This is a genomic window from Staphylococcus ureilyticus (assembly GCF_002902235.1).
Taxonomy (GTDB): Bacteria; Bacillota; Bacilli; order Staphylococcales; family Staphylococcaceae; genus Staphylococcus; species Staphylococcus ureilyticus.
Map to the genome: position 1 here is coordinate 1 of NZ_PPRL01000070.1, position 21,670 is coordinate 21,670.

Consider the following 21,670-nt stretch of genomic DNA (forward strand, 5'->3'; position numbering starts at 1 on the left):
CTCCTACTGTCTTAGGTAAAATAATACATTAACCAATATAACTGGTTAAATATAATATGTCAATATATTTTTAAAGATAAGACTAAATATATCCATTCAGTCTTATCATCATTTATATTTAAGATTAAAGTTTGAAGCTAGAAGTATCGACTTTTACGCCAGGACCCATTGTTGTTGTAACAGCAACAGATTTGAAGTAAGTACCTTTAGCTGAAGATGGTTTTGCTTTAGTTAACACATCTTGTAAAGCTTTGAAGTTTTCAACAAGTTTGTCAGTATCAAATGATACTTTACCAATAGAAGCATGTACAATACCAGCTTTTTCAGCACGATATTCTACTTTACCTGCTTTGATTTCTTCAACTGCTTTTGTAACGTCCATTGTTACAGTTCCAGTTTTAGGGTTTGGCATTAAACCTTTAGGTCCTAATACACGACCAAGTTTACCAACTTCGCCCATCATATCTGGTGTAGCTACTACTACGTCAAAGTCAAACCAACCTTGTTGGATTTGTTGAACATATTCACCTTCACCAACGAAATCTGCACCTGCTGCTTCTGCTTCAGCTGCTTTGTCACCTTTTGCGAATACCAATACACGTTGTGATTTACCTGTACCATTTGGAAGTACAACTGCACCACGGATTTGTTGATCATTTTTACGTGTATCAATTCCTAAACGGAATGCTACTTCAACTGATGCGTCAAAGTTAGCGATACTTGTTTCTTTAGCTAATTCAACTGCTTCTTCCACACTATAGTGTTTTTGGCGGTCAATTTTATTAGCTACTTCTTGAAATCTTTTACTTTTCTTAGCCATTTCATGTCCTCCTTTAGTGGTTTTAGCGGAATTTCCTCCCACATTTACTCGCATTTGCAAGTTAAGAGCAGATAACAGAGAGGTTTTAATCATATTTCATCTCAGGAAACACTTCCTAAATAAATGACAATTTCCCTCTTATTACGACAATATTGAACGCTTTGATCCTGTTTGTCATTTCTGTCATCTGCTTCATCGTCAATCTATGTTTTCGTTAATTTTTTAATATTATTGAACTGTGATACCCATACTACGTGCAGTACCTTCGATAATACGCATAGCTGCTTCTTCGTCTGCAGCGTTTAAATCTTGCATTTTTTGGTTTGCAATTTCACGTACTTGATCTTTAGTTACTGTAGCAACTTTGTTTTTGTTAGGTTCACCAGAACCTTTTTCAACGCCAGCTGCTTTTTTAAGTAGTACTGGAGCCGGTGGAGTTTTTGTAATGAATGTAAATGAACGATCTTCATAAACACTGATTTCTACCGGAATAATTAAACCTGCATCTTCTTGTGTACGTGCGTTGAATTCCTTACAGAATCCCATAATGTTCACACCTGCTTGACCTAATGCTGGACCAACTGGTGGTGCTGGGTTTGCTTTACCTGCAGGAATTTGTAATTTAACAACTTTTTCTACTTTTTTAGCCACGATGTGCACCTCCTTGATATCGTGATGTGGTCACAGGACTCAGTTTTGTCCTCCCACTCTTCTACATTTCGTGACGAAATGAACGCTCTATGAGCGCGACCACAGTATTATAACATCTACTCAAATCATAAAGCAAGAGTAAAATGGAACTTTTTTTATAGAACCCCTTATCATTTTAATGATTAGGGGTTCTTAATGCATGAGCCCTGGCTCAGGTATTCCTTACGCTGAATCATTTTAATGATTAGGAGTTCTTAATGCATGAGCCTTGACTCAGGTATTCCTTACACTGAATCATTTTAATGATTAGGGGTTCTTAACGCATGAGCCTTGGCTCAGGTATTCCTTACACTGAATCATTTTAATGATTAGGGGTTCTTAATGCATGAGCCCTGGCTCAGGTATTCCTTACACTGAATCATTTTAATGATTAGGGGTTCTTAATGCATGTAAAGTAATATTTCTTACTTTAGCAAGTCTAGTATTACTTATATACCTTTATAATTTTTCAATTTGATCGAATTCTACTTCAACAGGTGTTTCTCTACCAAACATGTCTACAAGAACTGTCAATTTAAATTTATCCGCTTCAATTTCTTGAACTTCACCAACTTGATTCGCAAATGGACCTGATTTGATTTGAACTTGCTCACCTAAATCTAATTCAACATCAATTGTTTTTTCTTTCATGCCCATTTGTTTCAAGATGAAACGTGCTTCTTCAGGTAATAATGGATTTGGTTTTGACCCAGCACCTGCTGAACCAACAAATCCTGTAACACCCGGTGTGTTTCTCACAATATACCATGATTCATCAGTCATGATTAATTCGACTAATACATAGCCAGGAAATGTTTTTTTAGTTAACGTTTTAGCTTTACCATCTTTAACTTGTGTTTCTTCTTCTTCAGGTATAACCACTCTGAATATCAATTCAGTCATATTCATAGATTCCACACGTTTTTCTAAATTCTTCTTAACTTTGTTCTCATAACCAGAATAAGTATGCACAGCATACCAACGCTTTGCGCCAACTTCCTCAGACATGTCGTCACTCCTATCTATTTAATTAACTCTATAACTCTACCAATACCTAAATCTAAGACATAGAAGAAGGCTAAGAAAAATACTACCGTTGACACAACAATAATAGTATATTTAAATAATTCTTCTTTCGTTGGCCAACTCGTCTTTTCCATTTCTGACTTTACGCCTTGAAAGAAATTTTCTTTTTTAGCCATTAGCAATACCTCCATATTAATTCGATTTTCTCATTTGCTTATACATACGACAAATTAAGCAAATACAATACTCACAACTAAATTGGAAGGTTATATTTACTCAATTACTAAATCTAATATACCGACATTATTTCGCTTCTTTATGAACTGTATGTGCGTTACATCTTGGACAATACTTCTTCAATGTCAATCTTGATGTAAGGTTACTTTGCTTTGGAACATTATAATTTCTATTTCCACACGTTTCACAGCTTAATGGCACTTTTTTCATTTCACTTCACCTTACTCATTATAATACCAATCTACTATACATAACATCTCTGTCAATTGTCAATCTTCCACTATTGCTTTCTATTAATCCAAAAATCATTTTATACGTATCAATAACTGTTTTTAGTCATGATACTTTTGCTTAAAAACACGCTTTAATTTCAGTTTACACCTATGTATCGAATTGTAAACTATCTTAACATTTAGATTTAAGATATGGGCAATCTCTGATGGTTTATAATCATTTAAAATATATTTTATAATACCTTGTTCTAACTCTGTTAATTTTTCAACACTTTGATGCAACAAAACCAGGGTTTCTCTTCTTAAAATAATGTCATCCGGTTGCCTCACTTGCCTTAACACTTGGACACTACTTAACATTTCATTTTCTAATAACCTTTGTCGTCTTACATCAGCTAATTTTTTTCGTATATAATCATTTCTGGCATTTTTGATAGTGCGATTTACGTAATGTGCTAACGGTATGTCTTTTGAAAAATCAAATTGACTTATCGCTTTGAATAATTTCAAAAGTATTTCTTGTTGTAAATCTTCTTTATCATCAGGATGTATTGTGAAATGATTTAAACATTTTCTAATATGTGGTTGTATTTGCTCAAGTAAATCGATTAGGAAATGAATATCTTGGCGTTTGCTTTTTGAAACTGGTATTGATTCTTGATGTTTTATTCTTTGGTGCATGCTTTTTTATCCTTTCAATCAGAATAAAGTTAGCATACTAAGGACGCTATAAAAAAAGCAAGGGGCCAATCTTCTTATTTGTGATTGTTACCCCTTCTAATTTTTTCAAATTCTTCCAAAATTTCATTTGATAGTTCTATACGTGTGCGTGGTTTCTGCTCATTGAACCCTTCAAGCTTTTTTGAAACCGAAACTTCATTTTCTCTCAAGTCTCTCCACATTTCTCTAGAAGAGATACGATAAGCTCCCGCACCAAATATGGCATGTTGCTCACTCATATCACTTGTTACCACTGTGATATGTCTTGTATGTTTGTCGTATAAATCATAAACATATTTTTCTATAAAACTATCTGCTGTTTCTTTTTCTTTAGTAAAGACAATCTTTACACCGTGATACATATATTCTGATGACATGCCGGATTGTTCATAGGCATCAAACACACATACAACCTCATCTGCTATAACTGCGTTATAATTTGCAATCGCAGTTAATAGCTGATCGCGTGCTTCTTCCAAATTTTCTTGGGCTATTTGACTTAAATCTTGTGATTGGCCAATCATATTGTAACCGTCTATAATCAAGAAACGATCCTTCATGATTTTTCTCCAATCTGATTACGTTTACGATAGACTTCATACATCATTAAGCTTGCCGCAACAGAAGCATTCAAACTATTTACATGCCCTACCATTGGAATATTTATATAAAAGTCACATTTATCTTTGGTAAGTCTGCTCATGCCTTGCCCTTCACTTCCGATAACAATCGCTAGCGACATACCAGCGTCCATTTCACGATAATCTGTTGAATTTTCGGCTTCTGTACCGACCACCCAGTATCCATGGTCTTTTAATGTTTCAATGGTATTCGCCAAATTTGTAACACGCATGACAGGGACATGTTCAATCGCGCCAGTAGACGCTTTTGCAACAGTCTGCGTAAGTGCAACCGATCGCCTTTTAGGAATAATAATGCCATCTACACCTGAAGCGTCAGCCGTTCTTAAAATCGACCCTAAATTATGAGGATCTTCTAAGCCATCCAAAATTAAAACAGTTGATAGTTTTTCATTGTTCTTTTGCTGTGCTAAAAACGCATCAAAATCTGCATATTCATATGGTGCGATGTATGCAGCGACACCTTGGTGAGGCGCATCAGACAAACCATCTAATTTTGATTTTGGCACTGCTTGTACAATAATTTTATTACTATTTGCCTTTTTTAAAATATCATTAATTTGTCCTTTTTTTACTGTATCTTGAATTAAAACCTTATTAATTGTATGTCCGGAAACAATCGCTTCTTTTACGGCATGACGACCTACTATAACAATCTCTTCCAAAGTCTCACTACCTTTCATCTACATTTTTTACGATGCGTTCAAGCAACGTGGTGAGTCGCTCTTGATTTTTTTCTAGATATAAAAATCCGAGGATTGCTTCTAAACCCGAACTTTTTCGATAAGTTTGAATATCTGTGTTTTTTGCCTTAGTATAACTCTTCGCATTTCTACCACGACGAACAATATCTAATTCTTCCGCTGTAAACCAGTTATTTTCTAATAAGTGCTCAAGCGATTGTGCCTGACTTTTTGCCGATACGTAACGCTTGGCTTCTTGGTGTAGTCGATTGGGCTTAGCTTTTAACTTCAATATAATGTACTCTCTTACGAATTGATCTAATACTGCATCACCCATATAGGCCAAAGTTAATGGATTTAATAACTTATTATCCATATTAACCACGTTTGAATCTCACACCTTGTGGCGTATCTTCTAAAATAATATTTTGTTCTTTTAACTGGTCACGGATTTCATCTGCACGTGCAAAATCTTTGTTTTGTCGCGCCTGGTTTCGTTCTTCAATGAGCGCTTCAACATCTTCATCTAATAATTCATCGTTGTTTGATGCTTTTAAAGGAACGCCTAAGACATCACTGAAGATTTGATACACTTCTTTAAATCGTGCAATCACTTTAGTAGATGTCGTATTTTCTAATACGTATTTATTCGCTAATTTTGATAAATCATACCAAGCTGTAATGGCATTAGCCGTATTAAAATCGTCGTTCATAACCGTTTCAAATTGGTCTAATATTTGATTGATTTCATCAATATAATGATCTTGTGTTTCAATATTAGTTGCAATTGTTTCACGTTCTTCAATGGCTTGATAACTATTGCGAATACGTTCTAACCCACTTTTAGCTGCCCCAACAAGTTCCATATTATAGTTGATTGGACTTCTATAATGTACACTTATCATGAAAAAGCGTAAGACGTCCGGATCAATTTCTTTAATAATGTCATGCACTAAGACAAAATTGCCCAATGACTTACTCATTTTTTCATTATCTATGTTAATGAAACCATTGTGCATCCAATAGTTTGCGAATGGGGCATGGTTATGTGCTTCAGATTGTGCAATTTCATTTTCATGATGAGGGAATTGTAAATCTGTACCACCCGCATGAATATCAATTGTTGCACCTAGCTCGTGATAAGCCATCACTGAACACTCAATATGCCAGCCTGGTCTACCTTTGCCAAATGGACTATCCCAACTGATTTCATCTGGTTTCGCTTGTTTCCATAACGTAAAATCTAGAGCGTCTTCTTTTTGTTCCCCTTGTTCAATACGCGCACCTACTTTTAAATCGTTCAGCGATTGATGGCTTAATTTACCATAATCTTCAAACTTACGTGTTCTGAAATAAACGTCGCCACCGCTTTCATATGCATAGCCTTCATCAATAAGTTCTTTTATAAACTTAATAATATCGTCCATATGATTCATGACTCTTGGATTTGAAGTCGCTTTTTTGACATTTAATGCACCCACATCTTCATAAAATGCATCAATATAGCGATTAGCTATTGTGTTTACAGGCTCATTTAATTCTTTAGAGCGTTTTATTAATTTATCATCTACGTCCGTAAAGTTTGAAACGTAAATCACTTCATAACCTTGGTACTCAAGATATCTTCTGACGACATCATAGTTAATTGCAGGTCTTGCGTTTCCAATATGAATGTAATTATATACAGTTGGTCCACAAACATACATTTTAACCTTACCTGGTTCTATTGACTTAAACGTTTCTTTTTGACGTGTGAGTGTATTATATAATGTAATCATCTTGAATCTCTCCATTTCTTGTTTTCTCAAGTTGTTTCTCTAATTGTTTTAATTGCTCATAAATTGGATCAGGTAAATTACGATGATCAAATGTTTTGCCAATTCTTCTTCCGTCTTGTTTTACGATATGCCCTGGTATACCAACCACTGTAGAATAGCTAGGTACCGAGTTTAACACTACGGAATTTGCGCCAATATTAACATTTGAATTGATTTTAATATTACCGAGTACTTTTGCTCCTGCTGCAATTAAAACATTGTCTCCAATATCAGGATGACGCTTCCCTTTCTCTTTACCTGTCCCACCTAAGGTAACACCTTGATAGATTGTGACATTATCACCAATCCTACATGTTTCTCCTATCACTACGCCCATACCATGGTCAATAAATAAACGCTTACCAATTTGAGCACCTGGATGTATTTCTATTCCAGTAAAAAAACGTGTGATTTGAGAAATCAATCTGGCTAATACATATTTTTTCTTTTTATATAAAGCATGTGCAACTAAGTGACTCCACACTGCATGTACACCAGCATAAGATGTAACTACCTCTAATGTTGTACGTGCTGCTGGGTCTTGCTCAAACACCATATTTACATCATCTTTGATTCTTTTCAAAATTTCAAACAAGGTTGCGACCTCCTTATTAAAAAAGCACCTCCAACATCATACTGTTAGAGGTGCTTTGCACGGTTCCACTCTTTTTTAATAAGCTGATTCCTCAATCACATAGCAATACAACTTATATTGACTCATTTGCATTATTCAATTCATCAAACTAAAGGTGCATTCAACAATTTTTGTGTTGTGCTCACAGCGACCGCACACTCTCTTGACACATACCATTGCATACTAATCCTTTAGCTCATTCACATATTATAATAGTTGGTAACTTGTAATTTTTCAAGTGTTATACATTTAATCTATGTTATTCACACTATGCATTAAACGTATTTTTTTAAGCGTTGTAGCACTTTGTCTTTGCCTAAAACTTCAATTGTATTTGGCAGTTCTGGTCCGTGCATTTGTCCTGTTACAGCTACACGTATCGGCATAAATAATTGCTTACCTTTGATACCTGTTTCTTTTTGAACTTCTTTAATTGTTTTTTTAATTTCGTCAGCTTCAAAAGGTTCTAATGCTTCTAATTTGCCATATAAATGATTCATTAGTTCTGGAACTTGTTCACCATTAATAACTTCTTGCTCATCTTCACCTAGTGTTTGTTCGTCTCGGAAGAAAATTTCAGATAACGGAACAATTTCTCCAGCGTAACTCATTTCTTTCTGATAAAGTGCAATCAGTTTACGACCCCACGCTTTATCTTCTTCAGAAGGATTTTCAGGCAATAATTCTGCTTTTACTAAATGTGGAAAAGCAAGTTCAAATACTGTTTCAGTATCTTTTTGTTTCATATATTGGTTGTTAATCCAAGCTAATTTTTGTTTATCGAAAAATGCAGGTGATTTAGATAAACGTTTTTCGTCGAAGATTTTGATAAATTCTTCTTTAGAGTAGATTTCATCTTCACCTTCCGGAGACCAACCTAACAACGTAATAAAGTTGAACAAGGCCTCAGGTAAGTAACCCAAGTCTCTATACTGTTCAATAAATTGAAGGATTTGGCCATCACGTTTACTTAATTTTTTACGTTCTTCATTTACAATTAGTGACATATGTGCAAATCTTGGTGGTTCCCAACCAAATGTGTCATAAATCATTAATTGTTTTGGAGTATTTGAAATATGGTCGTCGCCACGTATAACATCTGAAATTTCCATGTAATGATCATCAACAGCTACGGCAAAATTATATGTTGGTACACCGTCTTTTTTAACAATTACCCAATCTCCCATATTGTTTGAATCAAATGAAATTTCGCCTTTAACCATATCATCGAATTTATAAGTTGTATCTTTTGGAACGCGGAAACGAATAGAAGGTTTACGTCCTTCTGCTTCAAATTGTTGACGTTCTTCCTCTGTTAAATGTGCATGTTTACCACCATAACGTGGCATTTCACCGCGCGCAATTTGTTGTTCACGTTCCGCTTCTAACTCTTCTTCAGTCATATAACATTTATATGCTTTATCTTCATCTAATAATTGTTGAATAAGCGGGTTGTATATTTCAGCACGTTCTGACTGACGGTAAGGGCCATAACCTTTATCCTTATCTACTGATTCGTCCCAATCAATACCTAGCCATTTTAGATTATCGAACTGTGATGATTCTCCATCTTCTAAATTACGCTTGCTATCTGTATCTTCTATACGTATTACAAAATCACCATCATAATGTTTAGCAAATAAATAGTTAAATAATGCAGTTCTTGCATTACCAATATGCAAATAACCTGTTGGACTTGGCGCATATCTAACTCTTACACGATTACTCATTATGTTCACTCCTGTTTAAAATTAATTTTTCGTTTTCAATTTCATTGCTTTCATTTTTACTGATTCTATCTATTACACACAGTAATATATCAATACGAATCCAATGAAGTTCATATTAAAAAATAATGTTTCAGCATTTAAAGTATATTGCTTATTCGCTTACTTATAATATCATAGCTCATCATTTTTTAAAGCATCACTATATTAAAATCAAACATTTTTTGTTTTTAATTCCACGGCATAATTCTAAATATAGTAATACAATTTCGCTATCTATTGTAGCACTTTAAAGCTGATTATGATATTACCACGCTTAAATTTAATTGTTTATAAATGAATTCTTTTGTCACTTGGTCATTCAGTGTTTTCACGTTAAAAAGGTTTCATGTGAAACTGTAACTGTAGTTGCTACATTTCATATGAAACCTACCTGCTATTTCAATATATTTTTTTAGCAAAAATAATACGACCCGAAGATGTTTGCAATAAACTGACGACTTCTAAATCAATGTGTTCGCCAATATGTTTTTTAGCATTGTCTACAACTACCATCGTACCATCTTCTAAATAACCCACTGCTTGTCCAGCTTCTTTACCCATCTTAGTTAACAATAAGTTAAGCCGATCACCTTGATGGACTGTTGGCTTAATGGCTTCTGATAAGTCATTAACATTGAGTACTTGAATGCCTTGTATATGACAAACTTTGTTCAGATTAAAATCTGTAGTGATAATTTGAGCTCTATAATGCAGCGCGAGTTTAATTAACATAGCGTCTATATCACTGTGTGATTTTGTAGGTTGAATAATACGTGTAGGGTGCTGTGCATCGTGTAATGCATTAAGCATATCTAAGCCTCTTTGACCTTTTTCTCTCTTCACACTATCATTCGCATCCGCAATAACTTGCAATTCATTAATCACACCTTGCGGAATTAAAATCTCACCATCTACAAAGCCACATTCTAAAACATCTAGAATACGTCCATCTATAATTGCACTCGTATCAATCACCTTTGGCATCGCATTACGTGTATTCATAGCCATAGAACGCGTCATATTTTCTGGCAAAAACAAAAGCATTTCATCACGTTTACGTAAACCAAATTGAAAACCTAAATATCCCAATATGATTGTAACAATAATTGGTACAAAATGATTTAACACGTTGTTGCCAATAATTTGAAAAATAAATGAAATCATTACAGAAATAAGCAAACCTATAATGAGCCCGATTGTGGCAAACAATATTTCTATCGCACTTTGACGCATAATCATTTGTTCTAAATCTTTCATTGCTAAAGTTACTTTCTTAATAAACCAACCAAAGATAGCAAAAAACAGTATAATCCCTAGTAGTCCATTGAAATAATTATTTGTAAGTAGCATGAAATGACTCAATCCAGCATCTGCAATAATTTCTGGAATAAGATACACGCCTAAACTTGCGCCCAATATGATATAGCACAAGATTACAATGAGTCTTATCATGTTCAAATGCTAACGCTCCTTTCGCATGAAAGCTATTATGACTTCATAAGCCTTGTAACCATTTAAATAAATGTCGTTGATCAATGTTTTGATAAGGCATATTTTAATGCCTCATGGACATTTGTCACACCAATGACTTTAATGTTGCTCGGGAATTCCCAACCCCCAATATTAGATTCAGGAATAATAATGCGTTTAAAACCTAATTTTTCCGCTTCTTGTACACGTTGTTCAATGCGAGAAACACGTCTCACTTCCCCTGTTAAACCAACTTCGCCGATAAAACAGTCTAAGCCATCCACAGTTAAATCTTTAAAGCTTGAGGCAGTAGCAATAATGATTCCTAAATCAACAGCAGGTTCTGTTAACCTTACGCCACCAGCTACTTTAATATAGGCATCTTGTTGTTGCAGTAAATAATTTTCTTTTTTCTCTAATACAGCCATTAACAAACTTAAACGATTGTGATCTATTCCTGTCGCCATACGTCTAGGATTATTAAATGTTGTGGGTGTTACTAACGCTTGAACCTCAATTAATAATGGTCGCGTACCTTCCATAGTAGACACGATTGTTGAACCTGGAACATTTGTAGAACGTTCTTCTAAAAACATTTCTGAAGGATTTTTAACACCTTTCAATCCACTCTGTTTCATTTCAAAAATACCCATTTCATTTGTAGAACCAAAGCGATTTTTTACCGCTCTTAAAATCCGATAAGCATGATGCTCATCACCTTCAAAATAAAGCACCGTATCCACCATATGTTCTAGCAAACGAGGTCCCGCAATCTGACCTTCTTTCGTAACGTGACCAACAATAAACGTCGCGATATTTAGTTGTTTAGCTATATTCATCAAGCTCTGTGTACTCTCTCTCACCTGAGATACCGAACCGGGTGCAGAACTGATTTCAGGGTGAAAAATAGTCTGAATAGAATCTACAACAAGCAAATCAGGCTTCAATTGTTTAACTGTTTCATGTATCACTTCTAAATCTGTTTCTGCAAATACATTTAATTGACTTGAATCTTCATCTAATCGATCTGCTCTTAATTTTGTTTGATTTAATGATTCTTCACCAGTTATATATAAAACGTTTTTTTCTTGTGATAACGCTGCACATATTTGTAGCAATAGTGTTGATTTACCGATACCTGGATCGCCACCAATCAACACAAGTGAACCATTAACGATCCCGCCACCAAGCACTCGATTAAACTCTGCTGAATTCGTTTTAACACGTGGTGTTGTCTCATGCTTTATATCATTTAACTTCTGTACTTTGGATGTATTTTCACGACTGCGCACACCATGTTTCGGACTTGTCGATTTCTGTTCTATGATTTCTTCCATTTGATTCCATCCACCACAGTTAGGACATTTCCCCATCCATTTAGGTGACTGATAACCACATGCCATGCATTCAAAAATCACTTTCTTTTTGGCCAAAACTGCACCTCCATCTTTATTGAACAAATCTATTTTATACCTATGTTTATGTAAAAACAAATTTTATTTACAAATGATTTATTTTGATATTTTATATGCTAAATAAATAGCTTTATATTGTAATATATAAATGAATATATTGCAAAAATCTATTTTTAAAAATAACACTATTATGCCTATAGCACCATCAAAAAGATATACTTTATTGATATCCAAATTAGCCTACAAGGTCATATCATACTTTCACCATACTGTATCGTAGTTTTTGAAATTAAAAAAGCGTTTCTCAAGGTTGAAATAAATACTTGAGAAACGCTTTGGCATTATGACCTATATTGATTTATCTAATTTTATGATTCAGAAGTTTCTTTTTCTTTTTCATCTTCTGTTCTATCTTTAATGTTATATTTATATTCCTTACCGTCATGGTCGATATAAACATTTTTACCTTCAATTTGATTGCCGTCTAAGATTAACTCACTTAAGTTATCTTCAATCGTTTTTTGGATTTCTCGAATAAGTGGTCTCGCACCATATTCTGGATCGTATCCTTCTTCAGCGATGCGTTCTTTAGCAGCATCAGAAACGATAATATCAATATCTTGTTCTGATAAACGATCTGTAAGTTTATTTACCATCATTGTTACAATTTCTTTCAACTCATCTTGAGACAGTTTGTGGAATACAATGATGTCATCTACACGGTTTAAGAATTCTGGACGGAAAGCATTTTTCAATTCTTTCATCATTGTTTTACGGATAGATTCATAGTCTTGACCTTCAGATGCGCCACCAAATCCTGCAAAACGTTGATCTTGCAATTCTTGCGCACCCACGTTAGATGTCATAATTATCACTGTGTTACGGAAGTCTACTTGACGACCTTTAGTATCTGTTAAATGTCCATCATCTAATACTTGCAACAAGATGTTAAATACATCAGGATGCGCTTTTTCGATTTCATCAAATAATATAACTGAATATGGTTTGCGTCTTACTTTTTCAGTTAATTGACCGCCATCATCATGACCAACATAACCTGGAGGCGCTCCTACTAAACGACTGACAGCATGTTTTTCCATAAACTCACTCATGTCAACACGAATCATAGCGTCATCTTCACCAAACATTGTTTCTGCTAGTGCACGTGCTAATTCTGTCTTACCGACACCTGTAGGTCCTAAGAATATAAAGCTACCTATTGGTCTTTGAGGATCTTTTAATCCTGCTCTTGCACGTCTTACTGCTTTACTGATTGATGTCACTGCTTCTTTTTGACCAATGACACGTTTGTGTAACGTATCTTCCAAGTTAAGCAAGCGATCAGATTCTGTTTCATTAATTTTTGTTAATGGAATGCCAGTCCAACCAGCGATAACTTCACCGATATCCTCTTCAGATAAGGATGTGTTCGCACCGTTTTGGCTATTTTTCCAATTATTGTTTGCTTCTTCGTATTGTTTTTCTAATTTAGTTTGTTTATCACGTAAATTAGCTGCATTTTCAAATTCTTGTGCATGTACAGCTGCATCTTTTTCATTTTTCACTTGCTCAATTTCTTGTTCCAGCTCTTTTAAGTTTGGTGGTGTTGTATGACTTTTTAGTCTTACTTTTGAGCTTGCTTCATCAATTAAGTCAATCGCTTTATCTGGTAAGAAACGATCAGACACATAGCGATGACTTAGTTTTGCAGCTGATTCTAAAGCTTCATCAGAAATGTTGATGCGGTGATGTGCTTCATAACGATCACGTAATCCTTTTAAGATTTCAATCGTATCTTCAACAGTTGGTTCATCTACTTGAACAGGTTGGAAACGACGTTCTAACGCAGCATCTTTTTCAATGTTTTTACGATATTCATCTAGTGTAGTCGCACCGATACATTGTAATTCGCCACGAGCTAATGCTGGTTTTAAGATGTTTGATGCATCAATTGCACCTTCTGCACCACCAGCACCTACTAATGTGTGTAGCTCATCAATGAACAGAATGACATTACCTGCTTGGTGAATTTCTTCCATTACTTTTTTCAAACGTTCTTCAAATTCGCCACGATATTTCGTACCAGCAACGACTGTTCCCATATCTAATGACATCACACGTTTACCTTTAAGTGTTTCAGGAACTTCATTATTAACAATTGCAAGTGCTAAACCTTCAGCAATTGCCGTTTTACCGACACCTGGTTCCCCAATTAATACTGGGTTGTTCTTAGTACGTCTACTCAACACTTCAATGACACGTGTGATTTCTTTATCTCTGCCAATAACAGGATCCAACGTGCCATCATTAGCAATTACTGTTAAGTCACGAGCAAGACTATCTAAAGTTGGTGTATTATTAGATTTGTTTGCCTGCGCATTTTTATTGCTCATTTCAGGGCTTCCTAAAGCTTTCACTACTTGCGCGCGTGCTTTCGTAATGTTTAAGTCTAGATTAGCAAAAACACGTGCAGCTACGCCTTCATTTTCTCTAATTAAACCAAGTAATATATGCTCGGTACCAACGAAATTGTGGTGTAATTTTCTTGCTTCATCCATTGATAACTCAATAACTTTTTTAGCACGTGGTGTGTAATGTAACGCACCCATTTGTTCTTGACCGTGACCAATTAATTTTTCAACTTCTGTTACTACTTTTTCTTCAGTAATATCAAAGGATTCCAACACTTTTGCTGCAATACCTTCTGGTTCTTTCATTAAACCTAAAAGTAAATGTTCTGTTCCTATATTTGAATGATTTAAGCGAATTGCTTCTTCTTGAGCATGTGCCAATACACGTTGTGCACGTTCTGTCAGTCTACCAAATAACATAGCATGACCTCCTAATTTATATGTTCTCTTAAAATATCTGCTCTTTTTTCGTTAACTGTTCTATCATCTTCATCATCTAATAAGAATGGTGATTGAATAGCAACCATCAACTCATTAAACTTAAAGTCTTTTAAATCAATATAGTCTAAATCTATACCTAATTTCACTTCACTTAATCTAAATGATGCTTCTTCCATAGATATTAGTCTACTATATTTTAAGATACCTAACGAACGATATACTCTATCTAAAGTTTCAATTTTATTATGCTTGCTAAGTCGTTCGCGAATTTGCATCTCTTCGTTAATAATTTGTTGTACTACTTCAGTTAAACTTTCAATAATTTCTTCTTCTGTTTTTCCAAGCGTCAGTTGATTGGAAATTTGATAAATGTGACCGTATACTTGGGAACCTTCGCCATAGATACCTCTTATTGTGAATCCAAAACGATTGATTGTTTGAGCGATTCTATTCATCCGCTTCATAATCGTAAGTCCCGGTAAATGTAACATTACGCTGGCTCTCATACCAGTACCGATATTCGTCGGACATGTTGTTAAATAACCGAGTGTTTCATCAAAACTTACATCTAACTCACTGTCTAATGTGTCATCCAGTTCGGAAGCTTTTTCATATAATGTTTGTAATGATAAATCATTTCCCATGGCTTGAATTCGTATATGATCTTCTTCATTAACCATAATGCTTAAAGATTCATCTTCATTTAAAAGTACTGCAGCAGCAGGTCTTTTTATTAACTCGGGACTGATAAGATGTTTCGCTACAAGTTTATATTTACTCTGCTGGTCCATCGTGTCTAACCTCTGTATAAACATGTTAGGAAGCGCATCTTGAACTTCATTTATCACTCTATTACCATCTTGTTCGGATGCAAACATCAAAGGGTGTACATGATTTTCTAAATTTCTAGCCAAACGCAATCTCGAAGACATTACGATTGGACTTTCTGCTTCGTCTCTCATCCACTCACTAATGTGGGTGCTGATATCATTCTTACTCATCATGTTTCACCTCGCTGTCTTCTTTCAATGCCTTAATTTCATCTCTAACAACTGCAGCCTCTTCAAAATTTTGTTCTTCAATTAACTGATTTAAATAAGTTGTTTTCTCTTCTATTTGTTTTTTCAAAGCTAACTTTCTATGTGAAGAGCGTGGTGTTTTTCCAGTGTGTTCGATTTGACCACCTTGTACACGTCGTACAATATCGACAATGTCATCTTTAAAAGTTGCGTAGCAGTCTGCACAACCAAATTTACCAACATGCGCAATATCTTTTAATGTCATTTGACAAGTAGGACATCTCTTTTCTTCTTTAAATGCAATTTCCTCGAAATCAATACCGTGTTTCGCTGCTAAATGTTGTAATATTTGTTTTACTACAAACGCACCTTCAATGTCATCTTGTGACTGCATTTGTTGGTTTTGAGTCCATGGGTTACCGCCTTGTGCGCATGTGGCACAAACCCATTTTTCATGTACACCATCTTGCCCTTTAACTGCTAACTTTACTTCTGCTTCATTTAAATGACAATTTTCGCACAGCACGACCAAACACCTCTCTTAATTTCTTTAATAATAATTTATTACATGTAATATTCGTTTCACTATATTAGCACGTATAATATCTCTTGATAATACATCCATTTTTAAAGTTTCTCTATCGATTACAGCGTAAATCATTTTTGCTTCGCGTTCACTGATATATGCTTTATCTAATAAACCATCTATGATGTAATAAGCTTGTTGCTGTGAAATAGATGGTCCGATGAGTTGAAGTAAATGATTAATGTAACCTGTTTCATCTTTGTTTTCAATTTTAGTGATTCGAATATAACCACCGCCACCTCTTTTACTTTCTATTTCATAACCATGTTCATTTGTAAAACGTGTTTTGATCACATAGTTTAGTTGAGAAGGCACACAGTCAAACCGCTGTGCAATATTGGCACGTTGAATTTCAACAACGTCTTCATTGGTGTCTTCAAATAATTTTTTAATGTACTGTTCTATGATGTCGGACATGTTATGCATGATTATCACCTCTTTTGACCTTCTTTGACTATATTATATGACCAACTTTGACCTTTTTCAACCAATATGTTTTAAATTTTTTCAATTTTGGATGTAAGTAAGCGCTTGTTTATTGTATTATAGGAGTTAAGAAAAAATTTAAAGGGATGAATTATTATGCATATTATTATCGGTTTAATTGGTATTGCTGTGTTTCTTGGGTTAGCTTTACTCTTTAGTTCTGACAGAAAAAATATTCGCTGGCAATACATTGGCTTATTACTCGTAATACAACTTGTATTTGCTTTTATATTATTAAAAACAAAATTTGGTATTACGGTCATTGGTGGCATTTCAGATGGCTTTAATTACTTATTAGCTAAAGCTGCTGAAGGTGTCAATTTTGTATTTGGTGGATTTGAATTTGTAGATCCTAAAAATCCTCCATTCTTCTTCAATGTATTATTACCAATCGTTTTTATTTCAGCATTAATTGGTATCTTACAATACACAAGAATACTGCCATTCATTATTAACTATTTAGGTTTAGCCATTTCTAAAGTAAATGGGATGGGTCGCTTAGAGTCATATAATGCGGTAGCAGCAGCAATTTTGGGTCAATCAGAAGTTTTCATTTCACTCAAAAAAGAATTAGCACATATCCCTAAACAACGTCTTTATACATTGACTGCTTCCGCGATGTCTACGGTATCGGCTTCTATTATCGGTGCTTATTTTACATTAATCGAGCCTAGATATGTAGTTACTGCAGTAGTACTAAACTTATTTGGCGGGTTTATCATTGCTTCTATTATTAATCCATATAAAGTAGATGTAAAAGAAGATAAATTAATCGTTGAAGAAAGTGAGACGGAAAAACAGTCCTTCTTCGAAATGTTAGGGGAATACATTTTAGATGGGTTTAAAGTTGCTGTAATCGTTGGTGCGATGCTGATTGGTTATATAGCAATTATCGCTTTGTTAAACGGTGTTGTAAGTGCTATTTTCACTGCAGCTTCAGGTGGAAGTATTACATGGGATTTCCAAACTTTAATTGGATTTATATTTGCACCATTAGCATTTTTAATTGGGGTACCATGGGACGATGCTGTTCAAGCTGGTTCTATTATGGCAACAAAATTACTATCTAATGAATTTGTAGCCATGCAAAGCTTAAATGAAGTTAAAAATATCAGTGAACACGCAAAAGGTGTAATCTCTGTCTTTGTTGTATCTTTTGCTAACTTTAGTTCTATTGGTATTATTTCTGGCGCAATCAAATCGCTTAATAATGAAAAAGGTGATATGGTAGCACGTTTTGGTTTAAAACTTTTATTTGGTGCCACACTTGTGTCATTTATTTCTGCAGCAATCGCAGGTTTCTTTATCTAATTAAACTGACAAAAAGCAGGTCAATCCATTTTGGAATTGACCTGCTTTTTTTATGTTATATTAAACTTGCTCAATTGTAGCCTTTGCAACAATATGTTCAATGAAATATTGCGTTACGCGATAATCTTCTGTTAACTCTGGATGGAAAGAAACACCTAAATAGCGTCCTTCTTGAACTGCTACTATTTTCTCACCAACCGAGCTCAATATTGTGGCATTCCCATGGACTTGGGCTATATGAGGGGCTCTGATAAATACCCCTTCTATATCTTCTGCAATGCCAGTAATATTTAAATGACTTTCAAAACTATCTACTTGTCTGCCAAATGAATTTCGTTGGACCGTAATATCTAATTTGTTGAGATATCCTTCTTCACCAACAATATCTTTTGCCATAACTATAAGCCCTGCACAAGTGCCAAACATAGGTAATTCAGATTGTTGTAATGCTTCTTTAAACCCATATAAATTCATTAAACGACGTAACGTTGTCGATTCACCACCAGGTAGTATGAGCCCATCAATTTCCTCTAATTGCTCCACATGTTTTATGGCAATACCTTCGTGTCCACTTAATTCAATATGCTTCAAATGTTCTCTCACAGCACCCTGTAAAGCTAAAACACCTATTTTCATATTACCAACCACGCTCTTGCATACGTTCTTCTAGTGACAAATCATTAATGTCTAAACCTTTCATTGCTGTACCTAACTCTTTAGCTAATCTACCAATTAATTCATAATCTTGGTAATGCGTCGTAGCTTGTACAATTGCTTTTGCAAATTTTTCAGGATCTTCTGATTTAAAAATACCAGAACCAACAAATACACCATCTGCACCTAATTCCATCATCAAAGCAGCGTCTTGAGGTGTTGCTACACCACCAGCTGCAAAATTCACCACTGGCAATTTACCGTTTTCTTTAATTGATTTTAATACTTCAAAAGGTGCACCTATGTTTTTAGCTTCCGTCATAATTTCATCATCATTCATAACTGTTATGCGACTCACTTCAGCATTGACTTGTCTAATATGTCTAACAGCTTCAACGATATTACCAGTACCAGGTTCACCTTTCGTACGTAACATTGCCGCTCCTTCACCTATGCGACGCGCTGCTTCACCTAAATTACGACAGCCACAAACAAATGGTACTGTAAAAGTATCTTTACGTAAGTGGTACTCTTCATCAGCTGGTGTTAAGACTTCTGATTCGTCAATATAGTCAACACCCATTGCTTCTAGTACACGTGCTTCTGTTATATGACCAATACGACCTTTAGCCATGACAGGTATAGAAACAGCATTCATTACTTCTTCAACAATCTTAGGATTTGCCATTCTAGCAACACCACCAGCTGCTCTAATATCAGAAGGAACACGTTCTAACGCCATTACAGCAACTGCCCCTGCTTCTTCCGCGATTTTCGCTTGTTCAGCATTGACAACGTCCATGATGACGCCGCCTTTTTGCATTTCAGCCATTCCTCTTTTGACTCTTTCTGATCCAGTAAATTTAGACATTTTATTTACCCCTTTACTTAGTTGATTAAATTCATTTTAAAAGATAAACTGGTATTTAAAAAGGTACACTTTCAAAATAATTTAGGGGGTCAGTTTATTGTCTAAAAATCATCTCTATATTAATTTATATGAAAATTTAAAACAACAAATCATAGAAGGTCAATACAAATCTGAAGATAAGTTTCCGTCTAAACGTGCATTAGGCCAACATTTATCTGTAAGCAATACAACAATTGAACATGCGTATCAGCTCTTATTAGATGAAGGATATATTTACTCCAAACCGCGTTCAGGCTATTTTGTTTCAGATATAGAAACGCTTCCTGTTATCGCAAGAAATATGGACCAATCCCAACATCATAATAACTCAAAAAATAATCATGAAATGACACAATCAGTCCGTTCACTGGCATTTAATTTATCAGAGATTGATGCAGAATACTTCCCTATGAAACAATTTAGAAAATATGCAAAAGTTGCATTTGAAGATGAAGAAATTGATTTACTACAACATGTTAATTCAAAAGGCGAGATTTCATTAAGACAAGAAATTGCACATTACTTATTTAATAGTCGTGGCGTTAACTGTAGACCTGAACAAATTATCATCGGTTCTTCAACAGAACAACTTATAAATCTTTTAACTGACATTTTAAATGACGGTCGTTTTTTAATAGAAAATCCTAGTTATCCACCCATTAAGCAAGTACTAGATAAAAAGCAAATTGCTTATCTTCAAGTACCTGTAAATAGTACAGGAATAGAAATTACGTCCTTTCAGAAATCCAATAATAATATCGCATATGTCACACCATCACACCAATTCCCCACAGGCTATGTTATGAGTTTAAAAAAAAGAACCCAACTCATCAATTGGGCACAACAAAGTACTGATAGATATATTATTGAAGATGATTATGATTCTGAGTTTCGCTACTTCGGCAAACCAATACCTGCTCTACAAAGTTTAGACACTAAAGATAAAGTCATATATATTAGTACCTTTTCCAAATCATTATTTCCAAGCTGTCGAATTGCATATTTAGTTTTACCAAATAATTTACTTTCAAAATATGACAACTTGGCAAATAAAGAAGGAAACACAGTGCCGGCACATACACAAAAAATGATTTCACTCTTTATGAAATCAGGCAGTTTTGAAAGGCATCTTAATAAAATGAGAAACGTGTATCGCCATAAACTAACAACAATTTTAAATGCATTAACACCTTATCAATCGCAATTAAAAATAGATGGTGCTTTAGCTGGTATGCATTTTACACTCACTGTCAAAAATCATTTGACTATGGGGCAATGCTTAGAACGTGCAAAGGAAAATGATTTAAAAATAATACCATTTAGTAAATATGATAGTGATCAAAACACAGTTAAATTTATTCTAGGTTTCGGTGGTATTCCGATATCCCAACTCAAAGAACATACAGACGCACTAATCAAAACACTGACAGTCTAGTATATATATTATTGATAGTTTGACTCTTATATTTCTTATAAATTTATATGTTATTGAAATACTGTGACTTATGCATGGGCTTTAGCTCATGTATTCCTCTTTACCTACTCTTGTGGAACGTAAGTCAGCTACCTTCGGCGCTAAGAAGCTTTCCTGACTTCAGACAAGCGCTCGTAAAGTACCACTCTCAATTTATTGAGATAGCGGTACTTATGCATGAGTTTTTGCTCATGCATTCCTTTTACTTTTTCACGCTTTCCTC

General features: G+C 34.7%; 22 protein-coding genes. 2 read left to right on the forward strand and 20 right to left on the reverse strand.

Going from position 1 to position 21,670, the window contains the following annotated elements; genetic code table 11:
* Nucleotides 1-124: 124 nt before the first annotated feature.
* The 18 genes from rplA to CD150_RS07290 all read right to left on the reverse strand — a co-directional run bounded on the left by rplA (nucleotide 125) and on the right by CD150_RS07290 (nucleotide 17,038).
* The gene (gene rplA, locus CD150_RS07205; RefSeq protein WP_046207685.1) at nucleotides 125-820 is read right to left on the reverse strand and encodes a 50S ribosomal protein L1; all 696 of its coding nucleotides are present in this window, start codon (nucleotides 818-820) and stop codon (nucleotides 125-127) included.
* A 228-nt stretch (nucleotides 821-1,048) separates the two neighbouring features.
* Nucleotides 1,049-1,471, reverse strand: coding sequence for a 50S ribosomal protein L11 (rplK, locus tag CD150_RS07210; RefSeq protein WP_019468573.1), 423 nt, complete (start codon nucleotides 1,469-1,471; stop codon nucleotides 1,049-1,051).
* A 498-nt stretch (nucleotides 1,472-1,969) separates the two neighbouring features.
* Complete coding sequence (nusG, locus tag CD150_RS07215) at nucleotides 1,970-2,518, reverse strand: transcription termination/antitermination protein NusG (protein ID WP_019468574.1); 549 nt, start codon at nucleotides 2,516-2,518, stop codon at nucleotides 1,970-1,972.
* Nucleotides 2,519-2,532: 14 nt separating this feature from the next.
* The gene (gene secE, locus CD150_RS07220; protein WP_046207686.1) at nucleotides 2,533-2,712 is read right to left on the reverse strand and encodes a preprotein translocase subunit SecE; all 180 of its coding nucleotides are present in this window, start codon (nucleotides 2,710-2,712) and stop codon (nucleotides 2,533-2,535) included.
* A 127-nt stretch (nucleotides 2,713-2,839) separates the two neighbouring features.
* On the reverse strand, nucleotides 2,840-2,983 hold the full coding sequence (gene rpmG, locus CD150_RS07225; RefSeq protein ID WP_071560108.1) for a 50S ribosomal protein L33: 144 nt from the start codon (nucleotides 2,981-2,983) through the stop codon (nucleotides 2,840-2,842).
* Nucleotides 2,984-3,105: 122 nt separating this feature from the next.
* Nucleotides 3,106-3,687 carry a sigma-70 family RNA polymerase sigma factor gene (locus tag CD150_RS07230; protein ID WP_073343626.1) on the reverse strand — a complete coding sequence of 194 codons (582 nt, stop codon included), beginning with the start codon at nucleotides 3,685-3,687 and terminating at the stop codon, nucleotides 3,106-3,108.
* Nucleotides 3,688-3,761: 74 nt separating this feature from the next.
* Nucleotides 3,762-4,286, reverse strand: a complete 525-nt coding sequence (locus CD150_RS07235) for an NYN domain-containing protein (RefSeq protein WP_019468577.1) — start codon at nucleotides 4,284-4,286, stop codon at nucleotides 3,762-3,764.
* Entirely contained in the window at nucleotides 4,283-5,032 is a 750-nt protein-coding gene (gene rlmB, locus CD150_RS07240; protein WP_046207688.1) for a 23S rRNA (guanosine(2251)-2'-O)-methyltransferase RlmB, read from the reverse strand. The genes CD150_RS07235 and rlmB overlap by 4 nt, the downstream gene beginning before the upstream one ends.
* A gap of 7 nt (nucleotides 5,033-5,039) precedes the next feature.
* A complete protein-coding gene (locus tag CD150_RS07245; protein ID WP_046207689.1) occupies nucleotides 5,040-5,426 on the reverse strand; it encodes a Mini-ribonuclease 3 in 387 nt (128 codons plus the stop codon).
* Between the two features lies 1 nt (nucleotide 5,427).
* On the reverse strand, nucleotides 5,428-6,828 hold the full coding sequence (cysS, locus tag CD150_RS07250) for a cysteine--tRNA ligase (protein ID WP_064209893.1): 1,401 nt from the start codon (nucleotides 6,826-6,828) through the stop codon (nucleotides 5,428-5,430).
* Nucleotides 6,812-7,453, reverse strand: a complete 642-nt coding sequence (gene cysE, locus CD150_RS07255; protein WP_046207703.1) for a serine O-acetyltransferase — start codon at nucleotides 7,451-7,453, stop codon at nucleotides 6,812-6,814. Before cysE ends, cysS begins: the two co-directional genes overlap by 17 nt.
* Nucleotides 7,454-7,776: 323 nt before the next feature.
* A complete protein-coding gene (gene gltX, locus CD150_RS07260; RefSeq protein WP_046207691.1) occupies nucleotides 7,777-9,231 on the reverse strand; it encodes a glutamate--tRNA ligase in 1,455 nt (484 codons plus the stop codon).
* Between the two features lie 438 nt (nucleotides 9,232-9,669).
* Nucleotides 9,670-10,728: a PIN/TRAM domain-containing protein gene (locus CD150_RS07265; RefSeq protein ID WP_070039491.1), complete on the reverse strand. Its 1,059-nt coding sequence runs from the start codon at nucleotides 10,726-10,728 to the stop codon at nucleotides 9,670-9,672.
* Between the two features lie 74 nt (nucleotides 10,729-10,802).
* Nucleotides 10,803-12,173: a DNA repair protein RadA gene (gene radA, locus CD150_RS07270; RefSeq protein WP_073343636.1), complete on the reverse strand. Its 1,371-nt coding sequence runs from the start codon at nucleotides 12,171-12,173 to the stop codon at nucleotides 10,803-10,805.
* A 350-nt stretch (nucleotides 12,174-12,523) separates the two neighbouring features.
* The gene (locus CD150_RS07275) at nucleotides 12,524-14,986 is read right to left on the reverse strand and encodes an ATP-dependent Clp protease ATP-binding subunit (RefSeq protein ID WP_046207694.1); all 2,463 of its coding nucleotides are present in this window, start codon (nucleotides 14,984-14,986) and stop codon (nucleotides 12,524-12,526) included.
* Between the two features lie 11 nt (nucleotides 14,987-14,997).
* Nucleotides 14,998-16,008, reverse strand: coding sequence for a protein arginine kinase (locus CD150_RS07280; RefSeq protein ID WP_169926884.1), 1,011 nt, complete (start codon nucleotides 16,006-16,008; stop codon nucleotides 14,998-15,000).
* Nucleotides 16,001-16,552, reverse strand: a complete 552-nt coding sequence (locus CD150_RS07285) for a UvrB/UvrC motif-containing protein (RefSeq protein ID WP_073343640.1) — start codon at nucleotides 16,550-16,552, stop codon at nucleotides 16,001-16,003. The genes CD150_RS07280 and CD150_RS07285 overlap by 8 nt, the downstream gene beginning before the upstream one ends.
* Before the next feature lie 24 nt (nucleotides 16,553-16,576).
* Nucleotides 16,577-17,038: a CtsR family transcriptional regulator gene (locus CD150_RS07290; RefSeq protein ID WP_019468588.1), complete on the reverse strand. Its 462-nt coding sequence runs from the start codon at nucleotides 17,036-17,038 to the stop codon at nucleotides 16,577-16,579.
* Nucleotides 17,039-17,194: 156 nt separating this feature from the next.
* Here CD150_RS07290 and CD150_RS07295 point away from each other — a divergent pair, with 156 nt between their 5' ends.
* Nucleotides 17,195-18,409: a NupC/NupG family nucleoside CNT transporter gene (locus CD150_RS07295; RefSeq protein ID WP_064209898.1), complete on the forward strand. Its 1,215-nt coding sequence runs from the start codon at nucleotides 17,195-17,197 to the stop codon at nucleotides 18,407-18,409.
* Between the two features lie 60 nt (nucleotides 18,410-18,469).
* Here the strand turns inward: CD150_RS07295 and pdxT are convergent, their stop codons facing one another.
* Nucleotides 18,470-19,045, reverse strand: coding sequence for a pyridoxal 5'-phosphate synthase glutaminase subunit PdxT (gene pdxT / locus CD150_RS07300; RefSeq protein ID WP_073343643.1), 576 nt, complete (start codon nucleotides 19,043-19,045; stop codon nucleotides 18,470-18,472).
* Nucleotide 19,046: 1 nt separating this feature from the next.
* The gene (pdxS, locus tag CD150_RS07305; RefSeq protein ID WP_064209900.1) at nucleotides 19,047-19,934 is read right to left on the reverse strand and encodes a pyridoxal 5'-phosphate synthase lyase subunit PdxS; all 888 of its coding nucleotides are present in this window, start codon (nucleotides 19,932-19,934) and stop codon (nucleotides 19,047-19,049) included.
* A gap of 97 nt (nucleotides 19,935-20,031) precedes the next feature.
* Here pdxS and pdxR point away from each other — a divergent pair, with 97 nt between their 5' ends.
* Nucleotides 20,032-21,408 (forward strand): MocR-like pyridoxine biosynthesis transcription factor PdxR, encoded by a 1,377-nt coding sequence (gene pdxR / locus CD150_RS07310; protein WP_073343645.1) that lies wholly within the window; start codon nucleotides 20,032-20,034, stop codon nucleotides 21,406-21,408.
* Nucleotides 21,409-21,670 lie beyond the last annotated feature (262 nt).